A 15,857-nucleotide genomic window follows, 5' to 3' on the forward strand; every position below is an offset into this window, starting at 1 on the left:
ACCGGAAAACCGCAGGCTGTTCTCTGTGCCGACCAGACTTCCCGGCGCTCCGCCGTCACCCTATCGGCCGAACGGGGCCAGAGCAGCGCCCCAGCAGCGGAAAGCCGACTGATCAGGGCCGGTAGCAGCCACATTCCGTACATCCCGGTCAGGGCCGCAACCAGGACTCCGAGTCAGGAAAACGTCAACGTCCCCGCGTTCCCGCACGGTTCGGCCCGGCCGGTGTGACCATGGGCCCCTGCGGAACGGTGAGGGAGGGGCCTTCGGTGGCGTCGAGTGCTGTCGCGGCGGACCCACCGGGCGTCCGGCCGGGGAGACTCAAGGTGTTCCTCGGCGCGGCGCCCGGGGTCGGCAAGACCTACCGGATGCTCGACGAGGGCCGCCGGCGCGCCCGCCGCGGCACCGACGTCGTGGTGGCCTATGCCGAGTGCCACGCCCGGCCGCGCACCGAGGAGATGCTCGACGGGCTGGAGGTCGTCCCGCGGCTGCAACGCCCCTACCGCGGAGCGGTCTTCGGCGAACTCGACCTGGACGCCGTCCTCGCCCGCCGCCCCGCGGTCGCCCTCGTCGACGAACTGCCGCACAGCAACATCCCCGGCGGGCGCAACGCCAAGCGGTGGCAGGACGTCGACGAGCTGCTGGCCGCCGGGATCGACGTCGTCACCACCGTCAACGTCCAGCACCTGGAATCGCTCAACGACGTCGTGGAGAAGATCACCGGGGTCCCGCAGCGGGAGACCGTACCCGACGAGGTGGTCCGCCGCGCCCACCAGATCGAACTCGTCGACATGCCCGCCGAGGCGCTGCGCCGGCGGATGGCGCACGGCAACATCTACCAGCCGGAGAAGATCGACGCCGCCCTCTCGCACTACTTCCGCGTCGGCAATCTGACCGCCCTGCGGGAGCTGGCCCTGCTGTGGGTCGCCGGCCGGGTGGACGAGACCCTCCAGAAGTACCGCTCCGAGCACGGCATCGGCACCGTGTGGGAGACCCGCGAACGCGTCGTGGTGGCGCTCACCGGCGGCCCCGAGGGCACCACCCTGATCCGCCGCGCCGAACGCATCGCGGACCGCTCCTCCGGCGGCGATCTGCTCGCCGTGCACGTCGCCCGCAGCGACGGACTCGCCGACGCCTCACCCGCCGCTCTCGCCAAGCAGCGCGCCCTCGTCGAAAGTCTCGGCGGCAGCTACCACTCCGTCGTCGGCGACCATGTGCCCACCGCCCTCCTGGACTTCGCACGGGCCGAGAACGCCACCCAGCTCGTCCTGGGCACCAGCCGGCGCGGCTGGTTCTCCCGCCTGCTGGCGTCCCACGGCATCGGGGAGACCACCGTCGAGCTCTCCGGCGACATCGACGTCCACATGGTCACCCACGAGCGCTCCGGCCGCGGACGCCGGCTGCCGGTCCCCGGCCGGCTGCTGCCCCGCTCGCGCCGGACCGCCGGGCCGGTGGCCGGCCTGCTGCTCCCGATCCTGCTCACCGCCGCCCTCGCGAACACCCGCGGCACCCTCAACCTGACCAGCGAAGCCCTGCTCTTCCTGGTCACCGTGGTCGGCGTGGCCTGCTTCGGCGGGGTGCTCTCCGCGCTGCTCGCCTCCCTCACCGCCTCGCTGCTGCTGAACTACTACTTCATCCCGCCCAGCGGCGAGTTCACCATCACCGAGCCCAACAACGCGCTGGCTCTGGCGGTGTTCGCGGGCGTCGCCGTCACCGTCGCCGCCATCGTCGACCGCTCGCTGCGGCTGTCCCGGCGCGCGGCCAGCGCCACCGCCGAGGCCGAGACGCTGTCCTCCATGGCCGGCAACATCCTCCGCGGCGACCAGGCGGTCTCCAGGCTGCTGGAGCACACCCGCGAGACCTTCGGCATGGAGTCCGCCGAACTCGTCCCGCGCGGCGACCAGGAGACCGAGATGCCGGTCGACGTGGACGGCACCGTGAAGGTACCGGCCGGTCCGGACCGCCTCCTCGTCCTCAAGGGCCGCACCCTGCCCGCCTCCGAACACCGCGTGCTCACCGCGTTCGCCGCCCACCTCGCCGCCGCCCTGGACCACGCCCGCCTCACCGAAGCCGCCGCCGAGGTCGAACCCGTGAAGGCCGCGGACCGGATGCGCACCGCACTGCTCGCCGCCGTCAGCCACGACCTGCGCACCCCGCTGGCCGGCGGACGCGCCGCCGTCAGCTCGCTGCGCAGCACGGAGGTGGAGTTCACCGCGGACCAGCGCGAGGAACTGCTCGCCACGGCCGAGGAATCACTGATCGAGCTCAACCGCCTGGTGGACAACCTCCTCGACATGAGCCGCCTGCGGGCCGGCGCGCTGACCCTGCACCTCCAGCCCACCGCCTTCGCCGACGTGTTCCCCCTGGCACTCGACACCCTCGCCGCGACACCCGTGCCGATCCGCTCCCAGGGCCTGGACGAGATCTGCGACGTCCTCGCCGACCCACCGCTCCTGGAGCGCGTCATCGCCAACCTCGTCACCAACGCCGTACGGCACTCCACCGACGGGCAGAGCGTGCTGATCACCGCCAGCTCCCTGGGCCCCTGGGTCGAACTGCGGGTCGTCGACCGCGGGCCGGGCCTGCAACCGGGGGACCGGGACCGGATCTTCGTCCCCTTCCAGCGCCTGGGCGACACCGACAACACCAGCGGCCTCGGCCTCGGACTCGCCCTCTCCCGCGGCCTGACCGAAGCCATGGGCGGCACCCTCACCCCCGAGGACACCCCCGGCGGCGGTCTCACGATGGTCCTCTCGCTGCGCGCCGCCCCCGCAGCGGACACCCCGGACAAAGACGCATGGGTGCCGGGGCGCTAGCGGTACTCGCCGGCTTCACGGCGTTCGGCGGCCTGGTCGCCGCGCTGGCGGGCGCCTACGGCCTGCGCCAGACCCGGCGGCTGACCCGGGCCGGCGTGCGCGCGCAGGCCCTGGTCAAGATCTCGCCGGGCCGGGCCGCCGGGGAACCGGCACCACCGCGCCCGCTCCTCCAGTTCGCCACCGAGGACGGCCGGGTGATGGAGATCGTCTGCCCGGTACCGTCCACCCGCCGGCACCCGCTCCGCGACGGCGACCAGGTGTCCGTCGCCTACGACCCGGCCGACCCGCGTACCGCCGTCGTCCACGGCCGGGAACGCCTCGCCCTGGAACGCGCCTTCCTCACCGCCGGCACCGCCATCGTGGCGCTCGCCCTCGGCCTGCTTGCCGTCGCGCTCCTCGTGCGGTGAACGGGACGTGATACCCACTCGGCCAGGGCCGGCGCCCGACCCCACGTAAGGGGAACGTCGTCCGTCGGCGCCTGGATCAGGCCGGGACGCCGTCGCCCGGACGAGGTAACCCGCCCTCGTACGGTGCGTCCCGCGCCGCTCCGTACCGCGCCGGGGGAACGATCGACGGCAGCCGCCGCCCACCGGGCCCACCGCGCCGAGGAGTTGCCCGTGCCCCGTGTCTCCGTCGTCCTGTACACCTCCGATCTGCGGCTGCACGACCATCCGCCGCTGCGCGCCGCACTCGGCTCCGCCGACGCGGTGGTGCCGCTGTTCGTCCGCGACGACGCCATCGCCGCGGCGGGGTTCACCACCCCCAACAGACAGGCGTTCCTCGCCGATTGCCTGAGCCTGCTGGACGCCGGGCTGCGCGAGCGCGGCGGGCGGCTCGTGGTGCGCTCCGGCGACGTCGTCGACCAGGTGGGCCGGGTGGCCGCCGAGGCCGGGGCCGACGAGGTCCATCTGGCGGCCGGCGTCAGCGCCTACGCCGCGCGCCGTGAGGAGCGGCTGCGCCGGGCGCTGGAGGCCGCCGGGCGCCGGCTGCACGTCCACGACGCGGTGATCACCGCGCTCGCGCCCGGCGCGGTCGCCCCGGCGGCAGCCGACCACTTCGCCGTGTTCACCCCGTACTTCCGGCGCTGGTCCGGGCAGCGGCTGCGCGAAGTGCTGGGCGCGCCGCGCACCGTACCGGTACCCGACCGCATCGGCTCGGAGCCGCTGCCCACCGCCGCCGGTCTGCCAGGGGTGTCGCCGGGGCTGGCCGCGGGCGGCGAGGCGGAGGGCCGGAAGCGGCTGGCCGCGTGGCTGCGCGGCGGCCTGGACGCCTACGAGGACCGCCATGACGACCTCGCCGGCGACGCCACCTCGCGGCTCTCCCCACATCTGCACTTCGGTACCCTCTCGCCCGTCGAGCTCGTCCACCGCGCCCGCCGGCACGGCGGACCCGGCGCCGACGCCTTCGTACGGCAGCTCGCCTGGCGGGACTTCCACCACCAGGTCCTCGCCGCGCGCCCCGACGCGGCGGCCGTCGACTACCGCACCCGGCACGACCGCTGGCGCACCGAGGCCACCGCCGGGGACGAGATCGCCGCGTGGAAGGAGGGCCGCACCGGCTATCCGTTGATCGACGCGGCGATGCGCCAACTGCTGTACGAGGGCTGGATGCACAACCGCGCCCGGCTGCTCACCGCGAGCTTCCTGAGCAAGACGCTGTACGTGGACTGGCGGATCGGCGCCCGCCACTTCCTGGAGCTGCTGGTCGACGGCGATATCGCCAACAACCAGCTCAACTGGCAGTGGGTGGCCGGCACCGGCACCGACTCCCGCTACAACCGCATCCTCAACCCCCTCGTCCAGGCCCGCCGCTACGACCCGGACGGGGAGTACGTACGCCGCTGGGTACCCGAACTCGCCGCACTCGCCGGCCCGTTGGTCCACGAGCCCTGGAAGCTGCCGCACCCCGCACGCGCCGGGTACGGCTACCCCGCCCCCGTCGTCGACCTCGCCGACGGCCTCACCCGCTTCCGGCGCGCCCGCGGCCTCGACTGACGACCGCACAGCCGGACACCCCGCCGGCGCCCGGACGCCGCTCGCTACCCTGGATGATCGATGATCTCCGAGCCGCCGCCCGGCGACCCGCCCCCCACACCCCGTTGGAAGCCGCCGCATGACCCCGTCAGACATCAGCCGGGCCCCGGCCCACACCCAGCTCCAGGCCCTGGCCGCGCGCACGGTCTCCAGCCGGGAACTCCTGGACCTGCACCTCGACCGGATAGCCGGGTCACCCCTGAACGCGGTGATCGCCCTCGACCCGGAAGCCGCCCGCGCCGCCGCGCACGCCGCGGACCAACGCCGCGCCAACGGCCGTGCCGGCGGCCCGCTCGACGGCCTGCCGATGACCGTCAAGGACTCCTTCGAGACCCAGGGTCTGCGCACCACCTCCGGATCGCCCGACCTGCGCGACCACCTCCCGCAGCGCGATGCGGACGCCGTCGCCCGGCTCCGGAGCGCGGGCGCGATCATCATGGGCAAGACCAACCTGCCCGCCTACTGCCAGGACCTGCACACGGACAACGCCCTCTTCGGCGCGACCCGCAATCCCCACCACCCCGAACGGACGGCGGGCGGCTCCTCCGGCGGCGCGGCGGCTGCGGTCGCCGCCCACCTCACCCCGCTCGAACTCGGCAGCGACCTCGCCGGATCGCTCCGCCTCCCCGCCCACTACTGCGGCGTCCACGCCCTGCGCCCGACCCACGGCATCGTCCCCTCCCGCGGCCACATCCCGCGCCCACCGGGCTGGCTCACCAGCAGCGACATGCTCACCCCGGGCCCCCTGGCCCGCCACCCCCGGGACCTGCGGATCGCCCTGGACGTACTGGCCGGCCCCGCCGAGGCCGACGCGGTCGCCTGGCGCCTGGAGCTGCCCGCACCCGCCCACGAGCGGATCGCCGACCACCGCATCGGCATCTGGTCCGACGACGCGCACTGCCCGGTCGACACGGCCACCCGCACGCTCGTGGAAGACCTGGCGCAACGCCTCCGCGACGCCGGCGCGCGGATCGACACCGACGACCGCCCCGTGGACCTGCCGGCGTCGGACGCGCTCTTCCAGCGCCTGCTGCACGCCACCGCCGCCGGCAGCGCCGAGGACGACGCCTTCCGGCGCGACTGCGCACAGGCCGCGCAACTCCCGCCCCAAGACGCCTCCCCGCGCGCGCAGTTCCTGCGGCTGCGGACCCAGCGGCACCGCGACTGGCTCCGGGCGAACGAGGACCGGGCCCGGATGCAGGAAGGCTGGGCGGCGTACTTCCGCCGCCACGACGCCCTGATCACCCCGGCCGCCCCCACCGCGGCCATCGGGCAGGGCGCCCGCTCGCTCACCGTCGACGGCCGCGAGCGCGGCTTCTTCGACCAGACCGGTTGGCTCAACCTCGCCGGCCACATGGGCCTCCCCGCCGCCGTCGTCCCGCTGGGCACCGACCCGGACGGCCTGCCCCTCGCCGTCCAGATCATCGGCCCCCGTCTCGCCGACCGCACCGTCCTGGACCTGGCGGAGCGCATCGGCGGAAGCTGAGCCGCCGGACCGGCCGAAGGGCCTGTCGTCGGGCGGGCCCTACGGCCCGGCGTCGGCCCCCGGCGTCCGTGCGGCGAGCCGCAGCGCCGCGGTACGCAGATCGTCGCGCGGGCGGCCGGCGGTGAGTTCGTGCAGCGCGATGTCGGCGACGGCGGCGACGAGCAGCGCGGCGACCGGCTCGGCCGGCCGCCAGCCGAGTGCGACGAGGTCCGCCACCGCCATACCGGCGAAGGTGTCGTTGCGCGCCGCCACATACGGGCCGAGCGCGGCATCCGTACGGGCCTGCACCAGCAGCGCCTTGGTCGCCGGCTGGGCGAGGCAACCGTCGAGGTAGGCGGTGATGCCCGCCGCCAACCGGTCCGGCCCCGGGGGAAGTTCGTCAATCGCCGCCTCGACCCGCGCCAACAGCTCGTCGTGGAAGATGGCGTGCAGCGCGACGAGATAGTCGGTGCGGGTGGGCCAGTGCTGGTAGAAACTGCCCTTGGCCATGCCTGCCGCGCCGACTATGGCGTTGACCGACAGCCGGGACAGGTCCTCCCCGGCGAGCAGCCGCCGACCGGCATCGAGCAGCGACCGCCGTCCCGGCTCAGCCGGCCGCACCGGCAACTCCCCATGCGGACGTGGCGTGTTGGCGCAGGAAGGGGATGACCTCGGCGAGGAACTCCCGCGGCCGTTCGCTGAACGGCTCGTGCCCCGTGGCCAGCAGCACGCTCTCGGCGTGGGGGAGTGCGCGCCGCGCGCGGCGGCCGTCCACGGCGGCGGAGAGGACGGGATCCCGCCGCCCCCACACCAGCAGCGTCGGCGTCGTCCCCGCGCCGACCCGGTCCACCGGTCCGGTGAGATCGCACCGCGGATCCGCGAAGCTGCGCCACAGCGCGCAGTGCACCGCGAGCCGCTGCGTATCGTGCCGGAGCTGCCGGGCGCGGGCGTAGGTGGCGCGCGCGCTCGCGGTGCGCAGTCCGCCGAGATAGGCCCGCGCCAGTGGGGCGACCAGTAGCCGGGCGAAGAACTGACGCCCCATCACCTGACGGCAGAAGAACCGGGTGGCCGCGTTCTGCGGGGTGAACCCGGCGGGGTCCACCAGCACCACCCCGGCGACCTCGTCCGCCCGGCGCTGCGCCAGCCGGGCCGCGACATAGCCGCCCACGCTGTTGCCCAGGACGCACACCCGGCGGATCCCGTGGCGGACGGCCAGGGCGTCGAGCACGTCCTCGGCGGTGGCCACCAGCCCGTCGGCGGTCACCTGGCGCGGATCGGTCGCCGTGGACCGCCCGAACCCGGGCCAGTCCACGGTCACCACCCGCCACTCCCGCGCCAGTACGGGAGCGACCGCCGCGAAGTCCCGGCTGTCACCGGGGTTGGCGTGCAGCAGAAGCAACGCCGGGGCGTCGTCGGCCGCTTGGTGATCGTCCGTCATGCGGACCGCGACCTCACCCAGCGCCGTGGACACCGTGAACGCCAACGCCTCCTCGATCAAGGGGACTTCCATGGCGAGACCTCCTTCATGAGGGAACCTCCTGCTGATCGCGCCAAACACGCTAGCCATGACCGACCGGTCGGTCAACGCCTTTCGGGGACATCCCGCCGCAGCCGGCGACGGATGGCGCGGGATGGCTCCGAAGCGCCGGTGAGATCCCGGAAATCTCTCCGTCACAGGGCGCGAAGTGGCAGGAAATACATCGTGCTTAGCGTTCCCGCCACGGATCCCCAGGAGGCGTGGCATGAGTGTTCCACCGACGGCAGCGGAAGACGTCCGGCGCGAGCCGGCGCACGACGAGGCGTCCGGCACCGAACGGGCGGCGGCCAAGGAGACCCTGGAGGACTACACCCTCCGCTTCGCGCCCCGCAGTTACCGGCGCTGGACCCCCATGGTGGTGGCGACCACCGCCCTCGGCGGCATCGCCTACATGGCCGACTTCTCCATCGGGGCGGGCATCGGCCTCACCCACGGTACCGGCAACGCGCTCGCCGCCATCGCCGTCGCAGCGGCGGTCATCTTCCTCACCGGCTTTCCGCTCGCCTACTACGGCGCCCGCTACAACATCGACCTCGACCTGATCACCCGCGGCTCCGGCTTCGGCTACTACGGCTCGGTCCTGACCAGCGTCATCTTCGCCAGCTTCACCTTCATCTTCTTCGCCTTGGAAGGCTCGATCATGGCGCAGGGCCTGAAGCTGGCACCGGGGCTGCCGCTGTGGCTGGGCTATCTCGTGGCCACCCTGATGGTGATCCCCCTGGTGATCTACGGGATGAAGGCCCTCAGCAAACTCCAGGTGTGGACCACCCCGCTCTGGCTGCTCCTGATGGTGGGCCCGCTGCTGTACCTGATCGCCCATGACCCCGGCTCGGTCCACCGTTTCCTGTCCTACGCCGGCACCGACGGCGACCGCGGCATCAACACCGCCTCCGTGCTGTTGGGCGCAGGTGTCTGCCTCTCGCTGATCGCGCAGATCGGTGAGCAGATCGACTACCTGCGGTTCATGCCGCCCAAGACCCCGGAGAACCGGCGCAGTTGGTGGGCGGCCGTGGTGCTGGCCGGTCCCGGCTGGGTGGTGCTCGGCGCCCTCAAGCAGGCCATCGGGGTGTTCCTCGCGGTATACATCCTCGCCGAGGTGGGACCCGCCGCGGCCACCGAGCCCATCCAGCAGTTCCGCGGAGCCTTCGCCACGATGCTGCCCTCCTGGCTGGTGGTCCCCCTGGCCGTCGTCCTGGTCGTGATCAGCCAGATCAAGATCAACGTGACCAACGCCTACTCGGGATCGCTGGCCTGGACGAACTCCGTCACCCGGCTCACCAAGCACTACCCCGGCCGCATGGTCTTCGTCCTGCTCAACCTGGCGTTCGCGCTGGCGCTGATGGAGACCGACATGTTCAGCGTCCTCAACACCATCCTCGGGTTCTACTCCAACTGCGCCATCGCCTGGGTCGTCACCGTCGCCACCGACATCATCGTCAACAAGTACCTGCTCCATCTCTCCCCGCAGGCACCGGAGTTCCGCCGCGGCATGCTCCACGCGGTCAACCCCGTCGGCGTGGTGGCGTTCGTCGCCGCCTCCGGCCTGTCGATCGCCATGTACTTCCACGCCCTCGGCGACACGCTCCAGCCGTACTCGCCGGTCGCCGCGGCGCTGATCGCCGGGGTCCTCACCCCGCTCATGGCGGTGCTGACCCGAGGCCGCTACTACCTGCGCCGCACCGACGACGGGATGGCGGAGGCGATGCTCGACGCGGACGGCAACCCCAGCGCCACGACGTACCCCTGCCATGTGTGCCGGCAGAGCTTCGAGCGGCCGGATCTGGCCGCCTGCCCCACCCACGACGCCATGGTCTGCTCCCTGTGCCTGACCACCGACAAGACCGGCGACCATCTGCTCCCGCCCTCGCCCGCCGGCGTCTGAGGCCGGACCCGCGCGCACGCCCGGGTCCGGCCGGCAGCCGCCGACCGGACCCGGGCCGGAGCCGCGCGCGCCCTCAGGCCCGCGTCAGCTTCCGCCGCCTGCTCAGCAGCACCCCGGTGCGGGCCAGCACCATCGCCAGCGACATGAAGACGAAGGTGTTGGCGTACACGTCCTGTCCACTGAGCTCGTAGTCGATGCTGAAGGTGACGATCCCCTGGCTGAACCAGTGCTCCGACCCGTACGCGAACAGCACCCGCGAGCTGGAGATGGCGATCCACAGCACCGCGTAGCCGATCCCGCCGGTGGTGTACACGCTGCCGTCGGCGGCGCGGTCGGCGGGCAGCAGCGCGCCCGCTATCAGTCCGCAGATCACGCCGATGCCGATCCCGGCGAGCTGCATCGAGATGTCGTTCCCGCCGGTCGGCAGCGAATGCACGAAGAGCCCGATGACCACGGCGACCGCGATCAGGGACCGCAGCATCCGCATGTTGGTCAGCCGCCGGTGACCGAGGTCGGTGGCGAGGATGATGCCGAGAATCGTCACGCTGGCGATCAGCGCGGTCACGAACGGAGTGAACAACGTCGACGTCGTGTTCATGAAATGCGAGGTCTCCCCTGGTATTTGGCGCGTGTTCCGCTGCGCCGACGTCCTCGACGCTATGGCCCCACGGCGTCCCCCCGCGTCGACCGACCGTCGGGTCCGGCTGTCCACCGACCGGTGGACACCGGCCGTCGCCGGGGTGGTAGGACTGGGCGGGTGCGCACTCACACCCAGGGGAACGGCGAGGGCCACGCCCCCGAAGCACGGAACCGCTGGTTCGGCCTCTGGGACGGGTACTTCGCCGTCAGCTACGCCGTCACCACCGTCCTGCTCTTCACCACCGGCGGCGACCCGCTCCGGCGCGCCCTCGCCATCGGCGCCCTGACCCTGGCCATCCCGTGGTACGCGGCGCTCGGCCGCGGCCTGATGCTGCACGGCCCGGCCGGCCGCACCGCAGGCCCGCGGCACCTCACCTTCGCCGCCGGGCTCTTCCTCCTCTTCGCCGCGGCCACGGCGTGCGCCATCGGCGGCTCCTTCGCACTGTTCGCCGTCGTCCCGATGCTGATGATGTCGCTGCCTGCCCCGCCCGCGGTCGCGACGGCCTCACTGGCCAACCTCACACCGCCGGCGGTCGTCTGGCTCACCGGCGGCGACTGGCGCGCGACGCTGCCGCTCTCCCTCCTCGGCATCGCGCTCTCCGTGCTGCTGGGCCAGTGGATCACCAAGGTGGTCCGGCAGAGCCGGGAGCGGGGCGAGCTGATCGCGGAGCTGCACCGCAGCCGCGAGCAGCTCGCCGAGATGTCCCGCCAGGCCGGGATCGCCGCCGAACGCGAGCGGCTGGCACGGGAGATCCACGACACCCTGGCCCAGGGCCTGACCAGCATCATCACCCTCGTCCAGGCCGCCGAGTCGGAGCTGGCGAGCCAACCGGACCTGGCCGCCCGGCACCTGGCGCTGACCGGGCGGGTGGCCAGGGAGAGCCTGTCCGAAGCACGGGACTTCGTCGCCGCCCGCACCCCGCCCGCACTGCGCGAGAGCTCCCTGGCCCGGGCGGTCCGCCGGCAGGCCGACACCCTGTCCGAGCAGACCGGACTGACCGCGCGCTGCACCGTCCAGGGCACCGAACGACCGGTACCGATGCCCGCAGCCGTGGTGCTGCTGCGGTCCGCACAGGAATCCCTGGCGAACGTCCGCAAGCACGCCGAGGGGGCCCGCACCGTGGCCGTCGCCCTGGCCTACGAGCCGCACACGGTCCGCCTCACCGTCACGGACGACGGCGCGGGCTTCGCCGCGGACCAGGACCACGCGGGCTACGGGCTGCGCGGGATGCGGGCCCGCGCCGCGGAGATCGACGGACACGCTACTGTCGACAGCCGCCCCGGTCAGGGCACCACGATCACGATCACGGTGCCCGCGGACCCGGCGGCCGGGACGGAGCCCGCCGACGGCACGGGCGAGCCGTGACCCGGCAGCGCGCCACACGCACCGGGCGACCGGCAGGGCAACAGGCGGCGCAGCAGACGGACAAGGCACAAAGGGACAAGGGCGCGGGGAACGATGACGAACCACACGGTGTCCGGCGACGCGGCGGCGGACCGCACGATCCGGGTCCTGCTCGCCGACGACCACCCGGTCGTCCGCGAGGGCCTGTCCGCCATGCTGGAGTCCGCCCCGGACATCACCGTCGCCGGACAGGCCGCATCCGGCGAGGAGGCAGTGACCCTGGCGGCACTGCTGCGACCGGACATCGTGCTGCTCGACCTGCGGATGGGTGGGATGGACGGCGTCGAGGCCACCGGGCACATCCTGCGCCAGGCGCCCGGCAGCAAGGTCGTCATCGTCACCACCTACGAGAGCGACGCGGACATCCTGCGCGCCGTGGAGGAGGGCGCGGCCGGCTATCTGCTCAAGGGGAGCACCCGGGCGGAACTCATCGACGCGGTACGGGCGGCAGCGCGCGGCGAGACCGTGCTGACCCCGTCGCTCGCCCCCAAGCTGTTCCGCCCGCGGACGGTGGAGTCCCCACCCCTCTCCGACCGGGAGACCGAAGTGCTGCGGCTGGTCAGCCAGGGCCTCACCAACGCGGCGATCGGCGCACGGCTGTTCATCGGCGAGGCCACCGTGAAGACCCATCTGCTGCGCGCCTACCGGAAACTGGACGTGACGGACCGGACCGCCGCCGTCGTGACCGCCCTGGAACGCGGTCTGATCTGACCGCCTGCCCAGGGCGTCAGCCCGGTTGCGCCGGCGTCAGGGACATGAGCCGCATCCGCCTCTCCGGGAGGAGCGTCGCCAGCGGGCCCCGGGCTTCCCGTTCCCCCCACGGTGCCGGTCGCGCATGTCGCGGTGGGCCGGTGCCCCGGGGCAGGCCGAGGCCCGTTCACCGGCACTCGTTAGGATCGGCGGCATGCCCAAACACCTGTTATTCGTGACCCTTGGCGGCCACGGGCACGTCAACCCCACGTTGCCCCTGGTCGAGGAACTCGTACGGCGAGGGCACCGCGTGGACTACGCCACCGCCGTGGACCACTCCCACGCGGTCATCGGAGCCGGCGCCCGCTGGGTGGAACTGCCGAAGCGGGAATGGGGGGCGCCGCCCAGCAGCTTCGGCCCCGAGGCCTTCGGTGAATTCCTGCGCAACCTCTTCGGGACGATGCGGGCGGCCTATCCGGTCCTGCGCGAGTACTGCGTCACCGAGAAGCCGGACGCGATCTGCTACGACGCGATGAACTGGCCGCCCCGGGTCCTCGCCGAGGAGTTGGGCCTGCCCGCCGTCCGGACGATACCGAACCTCGCCTCCAACGCGTCGTATTCGCTGTTCGCCAAGTTCCTGGGCGGACTCGGCGAGGAGAATCCGGTGATCGCCGCGATGGCCGAACCCTGCGCGGAGTTCTCCGCCGAGTACGGGGTGGCGCTCGACCCGGCGAGCCTGCTGGACGCGACCGAGAAGCTGAACCTGGTGTTCATACCCCGGGAGTTCCAGTTCGCCGGCGAGACCTTCGACGAGAGCTTCCACTTCCTCGGTCCCTCGCTGGGCAGCCGGGAGCACGCCGAAACGTGGGCGCCGGCCGACCCCGAGGCCCCCGTGCTCTTCATATCGTTGGGCACGGTCTTCAACGACCGGCCCGAGTTCTACCGCACCTGCCTCGACGCCTTCGGTGACGGCCCCTACCAAGTGGCCATGACCGTGGGCGGTTTGGATGTCTCCCTGCTGGGCGACATCCCGTCCAACTTCGATGTCCGGCCGCACTTCCCGCAGCCCGCCGTGCTCCAACGGGCCGCGGCCTTCGTCTCGCACGCCGGGATGAACTCCACGATGGAGTCGCTGTATTACGGCGTCGGGCTGGTCACCGTCCCGCAGATGCCCGAACAGGCCGCCAACGCCGGGCGGGCGGCCGAACTGGGCTGCGGTGAGCAGCTGGACGCCGCCACCGTGACGGCCGAGAAGCTGCGCGAGGCGGTCGACCGGGTCGCCACCGACCCGTCGATCCGCGCCAACCTCGACCGGATGCAGAAGGTCGTCCGGGAGAGCGGCGGCGCCGCCCGCGGTGTGGATGTCATCGAGGAGTACCTCCGCTAGCGGCTGACGGCGGCTCCGTCCCGCAGCGGCCGAATCGGCCGGGGCGACGCCGGACGCGCGGGGGCGCCACCGCCCCGCGCGCCCGACGTCGCCCTTCGTCGGCAAAGTCCGTTGGCGCATTCCGAGTTACCCGTGAGTATCTTTGGCTGATCATCGTCTCACCAGGGCCGATGGCGCCCCCGTACGCTCCGAACCACCGCACCGGATGGGTGCCACTGTGGCACCGCGGTCAGACCCCGATGGAGCATCGATGGCGCGATCCCGCCGTACCGCCGGCCGTCCCCGTGACCGGCACCGGACGACAACTGCCGTACTTGTCACGGCACTTGCCCTCAGCGGCAGCCTCGTCACCACCCCGGCGTCAGCCACCTCCCGCCCCGGCCCGCGGGCCGTCCAGGCCACCGCGCACGCCGCACCGTCCTTCCGCCTGGCCGACATCCCGATGAAGGACGGCACCGTCCTCAAGGCCGATGTCTTCACCCCCGCACCCGGCACCCCGGGCGCCGACCGGAACGGCCGCCACCCGCTCGTCGTCCAGCCGGCCAGCTGGGGCCAGAACGACCTGGAGTACGTCGCACAGGGCAGACAACTGGCCGCCGCGGGCTATGTCGCCGTGACGTACACCGTGCGCGGATTCTGGCGCTCCGGGGGGCAGGTCGACGTCGCGGGGTCCAAGGACGTCGGCGACGTGTCCGGCGTCATCGACTGGGCCCTCGCCCACACCCCGGCCGACCCGCAGCGCATCGGCATGGTCGGGCTGTCCCTCGGCGGCGGCCTCACCCTCATGGGCGCCGCCTTCGACCCGCGGATCAAAGCCGTGGCCGCGCTCAGCGGTTGGGGAGACCTGGTCGACTCGCTCTACAGCGGGCAGACGCGGCACCTCCAGGCCGCCGCGCTGCTCCACGCCATCGAGGCGCCCACCGGCCGCCCGAGCCCGGAGTTCTCGCGGATGCTCGCGGACCTCTACGCCGATCGCGACATCCCCCAGGTCGTCGCCTGGGCGCACAAGCGGTCCCCGGCCGCGTACGTGGACCGCATCAACGCCCACGGCACGGCCGTCTTCCTGGCCAACGCCTGGGGCGACAGCATCTTCAACCCCAGCCAGATGACCGCCTTCTATCAGCGGCTGACCGTGCCGAAGCGGCTCGAACTCCGTCCCGGCGACCACGCCACCCAGGAGCTGACCAGCCTGCTCGGGCTGCACAACGCCACCTGGACCAGCGCCCGCCACTGGCTCGACCAGCACCTCAAGGGCAGCGGCGGGAACGACGACACCGCCGGGGGGTCGGTGCACCTCCAGGTCAGGCGGAGCGGCGCGGAGGAGAACTACCCGGACTGGCGGGCCGTCAGTTCCCGTACCGCGCACCTGCGGCTGGGCGACCCGAACGTCCACGGCACCGGGACGCTCGGCACCTCGACCGCCGGGAGCGGATGGCACAAGGAGGTGGCCGGCGGCACCGACTCGGGCGCGGACGGCGGCATCGCCGAACTGTCCGGTGCGCTGGACCAGTTCACCGGCCTGCCGCCGACCGTCCTCGTCCCGCTGCTGCCCCGCAGCTCCGCCGCCGTATGGCAGTCGGAGCCGTACGCGACGGCGCAGCGGGTACGCGGGGCCGCGCGGCTGCACACGCAGATCACCGCGTCCGCGCCGCAGGGCACCGTCTTCGCCTACCTCTACGACGTGGACGCGCTCGGCGTGGGCAAGCTGATCTCCCACGCCCCGCAGAGCTGGTCCGGGAAGACGCCGGGGCGCGCCTTCCCGTTGGACGTCTCGCTCTTCGCCACCGCCTACGACCTGCCCGCCGGGCACCGGCTGGCGCTCGTCCTGGACACCAAGGACCCGCTGTACGGCGGCCGTACGCCGAAGGGGAGCAGCGTGTCGTTCGGCGCGACGGCGGCCGGCCCGTCCGAGCTGACCGTGCCGCTGCGCTGACGGCCACGGCGGAGGCCGTACCCGGCTGATTCCCCCTGTCCGCGGACCCGTGGTCGCGGCGCGGTCACGCCGG

General features: G+C 72.9%; 12 protein-coding genes. 9 read left to right on the plus strand and 3 right to left on the minus strand.

Translation table 11 applies throughout. From position 1 onward, the window contains the following. Positions 1–230: 230 nt before the first annotated feature. The 4 genes from IEZ17_RS19535 to IEZ17_RS19550 all read left to right on the plus strand — a co-directional run bounded on the left by IEZ17_RS19535 (position 231) and on the right by IEZ17_RS19550 (position 6,332). Positions 231–2,813, plus strand: coding sequence for an ATP-binding protein (locus IEZ17_RS19535; protein ID WP_189301837.1), 2,583 nt, complete (start codon positions 231–233; stop codon positions 2,811–2,813). Beyond that, the gene (locus tag IEZ17_RS19540) at positions 2,795–3,220 is read left to right on the plus strand and encodes a DUF3592 domain-containing protein (RefSeq protein ID WP_189301839.1); all 426 of its coding nucleotides are present in this window, start codon (positions 2,795–2,797) and stop codon (positions 3,218–3,220) included. Before IEZ17_RS19535 ends, IEZ17_RS19540 begins: the two co-directional genes overlap by 19 nt. Before the next feature lie 210 nt (positions 3,221–3,430). Beyond that, positions 3,431–4,807, plus strand: coding sequence for a cryptochrome/photolyase family protein (locus IEZ17_RS19545; protein WP_189301841.1), 1,377 nt, complete (start codon positions 3,431–3,433; stop codon positions 4,805–4,807). 118 nt (positions 4,808–4,925) lie between these two features. After that, positions 4,926–6,332, plus strand: coding sequence for an amidase (locus tag IEZ17_RS19550; protein ID WP_189301843.1), 1,407 nt, complete (start codon positions 4,926–4,928; stop codon positions 6,330–6,332). 39 nt (positions 6,333–6,371) lie between these two features. On the opposite strand, the gene IEZ17_RS19555 is transcribed toward IEZ17_RS19550, so the two are convergent. Together IEZ17_RS19555 and IEZ17_RS19560 are read right to left on the minus strand one after the other, a co-directional pair. Next, entirely contained in the window at positions 6,372–6,932 is a 561-nt protein-coding gene (locus IEZ17_RS19555; protein ID WP_189301845.1) for a TetR/AcrR family transcriptional regulator, read from the minus strand. Continuing rightward, entirely contained in the window at positions 6,919–7,821 is a 903-nt protein-coding gene (locus tag IEZ17_RS19560; protein ID WP_189301847.1) for an alpha/beta fold hydrolase, read from the minus strand. The genes IEZ17_RS19555 and IEZ17_RS19560 overlap by 14 nt, the downstream gene beginning before the upstream one ends. Before the next feature lie 232 nt (positions 7,822–8,053). On the opposite strand from IEZ17_RS19560, the gene IEZ17_RS19565 reads away from it, so the two are divergent. Beyond that, on the plus strand, positions 8,054–9,730 hold the full coding sequence (locus IEZ17_RS19565; protein WP_229852401.1) for a purine-cytosine permease family protein: 1,677 nt from the start codon (positions 8,054–8,056) through the stop codon (positions 9,728–9,730). A 73-nt stretch (positions 9,731–9,803) separates the two neighbouring features. Here IEZ17_RS19565 and IEZ17_RS19570 read toward each other — a convergent pair whose 3' ends face one another. Continuing rightward, a complete protein-coding gene (locus IEZ17_RS19570) occupies positions 9,804–10,328 on the minus strand; it encodes a hypothetical protein (RefSeq protein ID WP_189301849.1) in 525 nt (174 codons plus the stop codon). Positions 10,329–10,487: 159 nt separating this feature from the next. Between IEZ17_RS19570 and IEZ17_RS19575 the strand changes: the two genes are divergently transcribed. The 4 genes from IEZ17_RS19575 to IEZ17_RS19590 all read left to right on the plus strand — a co-directional run bounded on the left by IEZ17_RS19575 (position 10,488) and on the right by IEZ17_RS19590 (position 15,784). Further along, positions 10,488–11,735, plus strand: a complete 1,248-nt coding sequence (locus tag IEZ17_RS19575; protein ID WP_229852402.1) for a histidine kinase — start codon at positions 10,488–10,490, stop codon at positions 11,733–11,735. Positions 11,736–11,828: 93 nt separating this feature from the next. Next, positions 11,829–12,485 carry a response regulator gene (locus IEZ17_RS19580; RefSeq protein ID WP_189301852.1) on the plus strand — a complete coding sequence of 219 codons (657 nt, stop codon included), beginning with the start codon at positions 11,829–11,831 and terminating at the stop codon, positions 12,483–12,485. A gap of 193 nt (positions 12,486–12,678) precedes the next feature. Then, positions 12,679–13,851 (plus strand): macrolide family glycosyltransferase, encoded by a 1,173-nt coding sequence (locus IEZ17_RS19585; RefSeq protein ID WP_189301854.1) that lies wholly within the window; start codon positions 12,679–12,681, stop codon positions 13,849–13,851. A gap of 250 nt (positions 13,852–14,101) precedes the next feature. Continuing rightward, positions 14,102–15,784: a CocE/NonD family hydrolase gene (locus IEZ17_RS19590; RefSeq protein WP_189301856.1), complete on the plus strand. Its 1,683-nt coding sequence runs from the start codon at positions 14,102–14,104 to the stop codon at positions 15,782–15,784. Positions 15,785–15,857: the final 73 nt, after the last annotated feature.

The organism is Streptomyces albospinus (assembly GCF_014648695.1).
Taxonomy (GTDB): Bacteria; Actinomycetota; Actinomycetes; order Streptomycetales; family Streptomycetaceae; genus Streptomyces; species Streptomyces albospinus.

What these genes read in the sequence shown, in the direction of transcription:
- IEZ17_RS19535 (WP_189301837.1), top strand. Translation starts at nt 231, where the DNA reads ATGGGCCCCTGCGGAACGGTGAGGGAGGGGCCTTCGGTGGCGTCGAGT.
- IEZ17_RS19540 (WP_189301839.1), top strand. Translation starts at nt 2,795, where the DNA reads ATGGGTGCCGGGGCGCTAGCGGTACTCGCCGGCTTCACGGCGTTCGGC.
- IEZ17_RS19550 (WP_189301843.1), top strand. Translation starts at nt 4,926, where the DNA reads ATGACCCCGTCAGACATCAGCCGGGCCCCGGCCCACACCCAGCTCCAG.
- IEZ17_RS19560 (WP_189301847.1), bottom strand. Translation starts at nt 7,821, where the DNA reads ATGGAAGTCCCCTTGATCGAGGAGGCGTTGGCGTTCACGGTGTCCACG.
- IEZ17_RS19565 (WP_229852401.1), top strand. Translation starts at nt 8,054, where the DNA reads ATGAGTGTTCCACCGACGGCAGCGGAAGACGTCCGGCGCGAGCCGGCG.
- IEZ17_RS19570 (WP_189301849.1), bottom strand. Translation starts at nt 10,328, where the DNA reads ATGAACACGACGTCGACGTTGTTCACTCCGTTCGTGACCGCGCTGATC.
- IEZ17_RS19580 (WP_189301852.1), top strand. Translation starts at nt 11,829, where the DNA reads ATGACGAACCACACGGTGTCCGGCGACGCGGCGGCGGACCGCACGATC.
- IEZ17_RS19585 (WP_189301854.1), top strand. Translation starts at nt 12,679, where the DNA reads ATGCCCAAACACCTGTTATTCGTGACCCTTGGCGGCCACGGGCACGTC.
- IEZ17_RS19590 (WP_189301856.1), top strand. Translation starts at nt 14,102, where the DNA reads ATGGCGCGATCCCGCCGTACCGCCGGCCGTCCCCGTGACCGGCACCGG.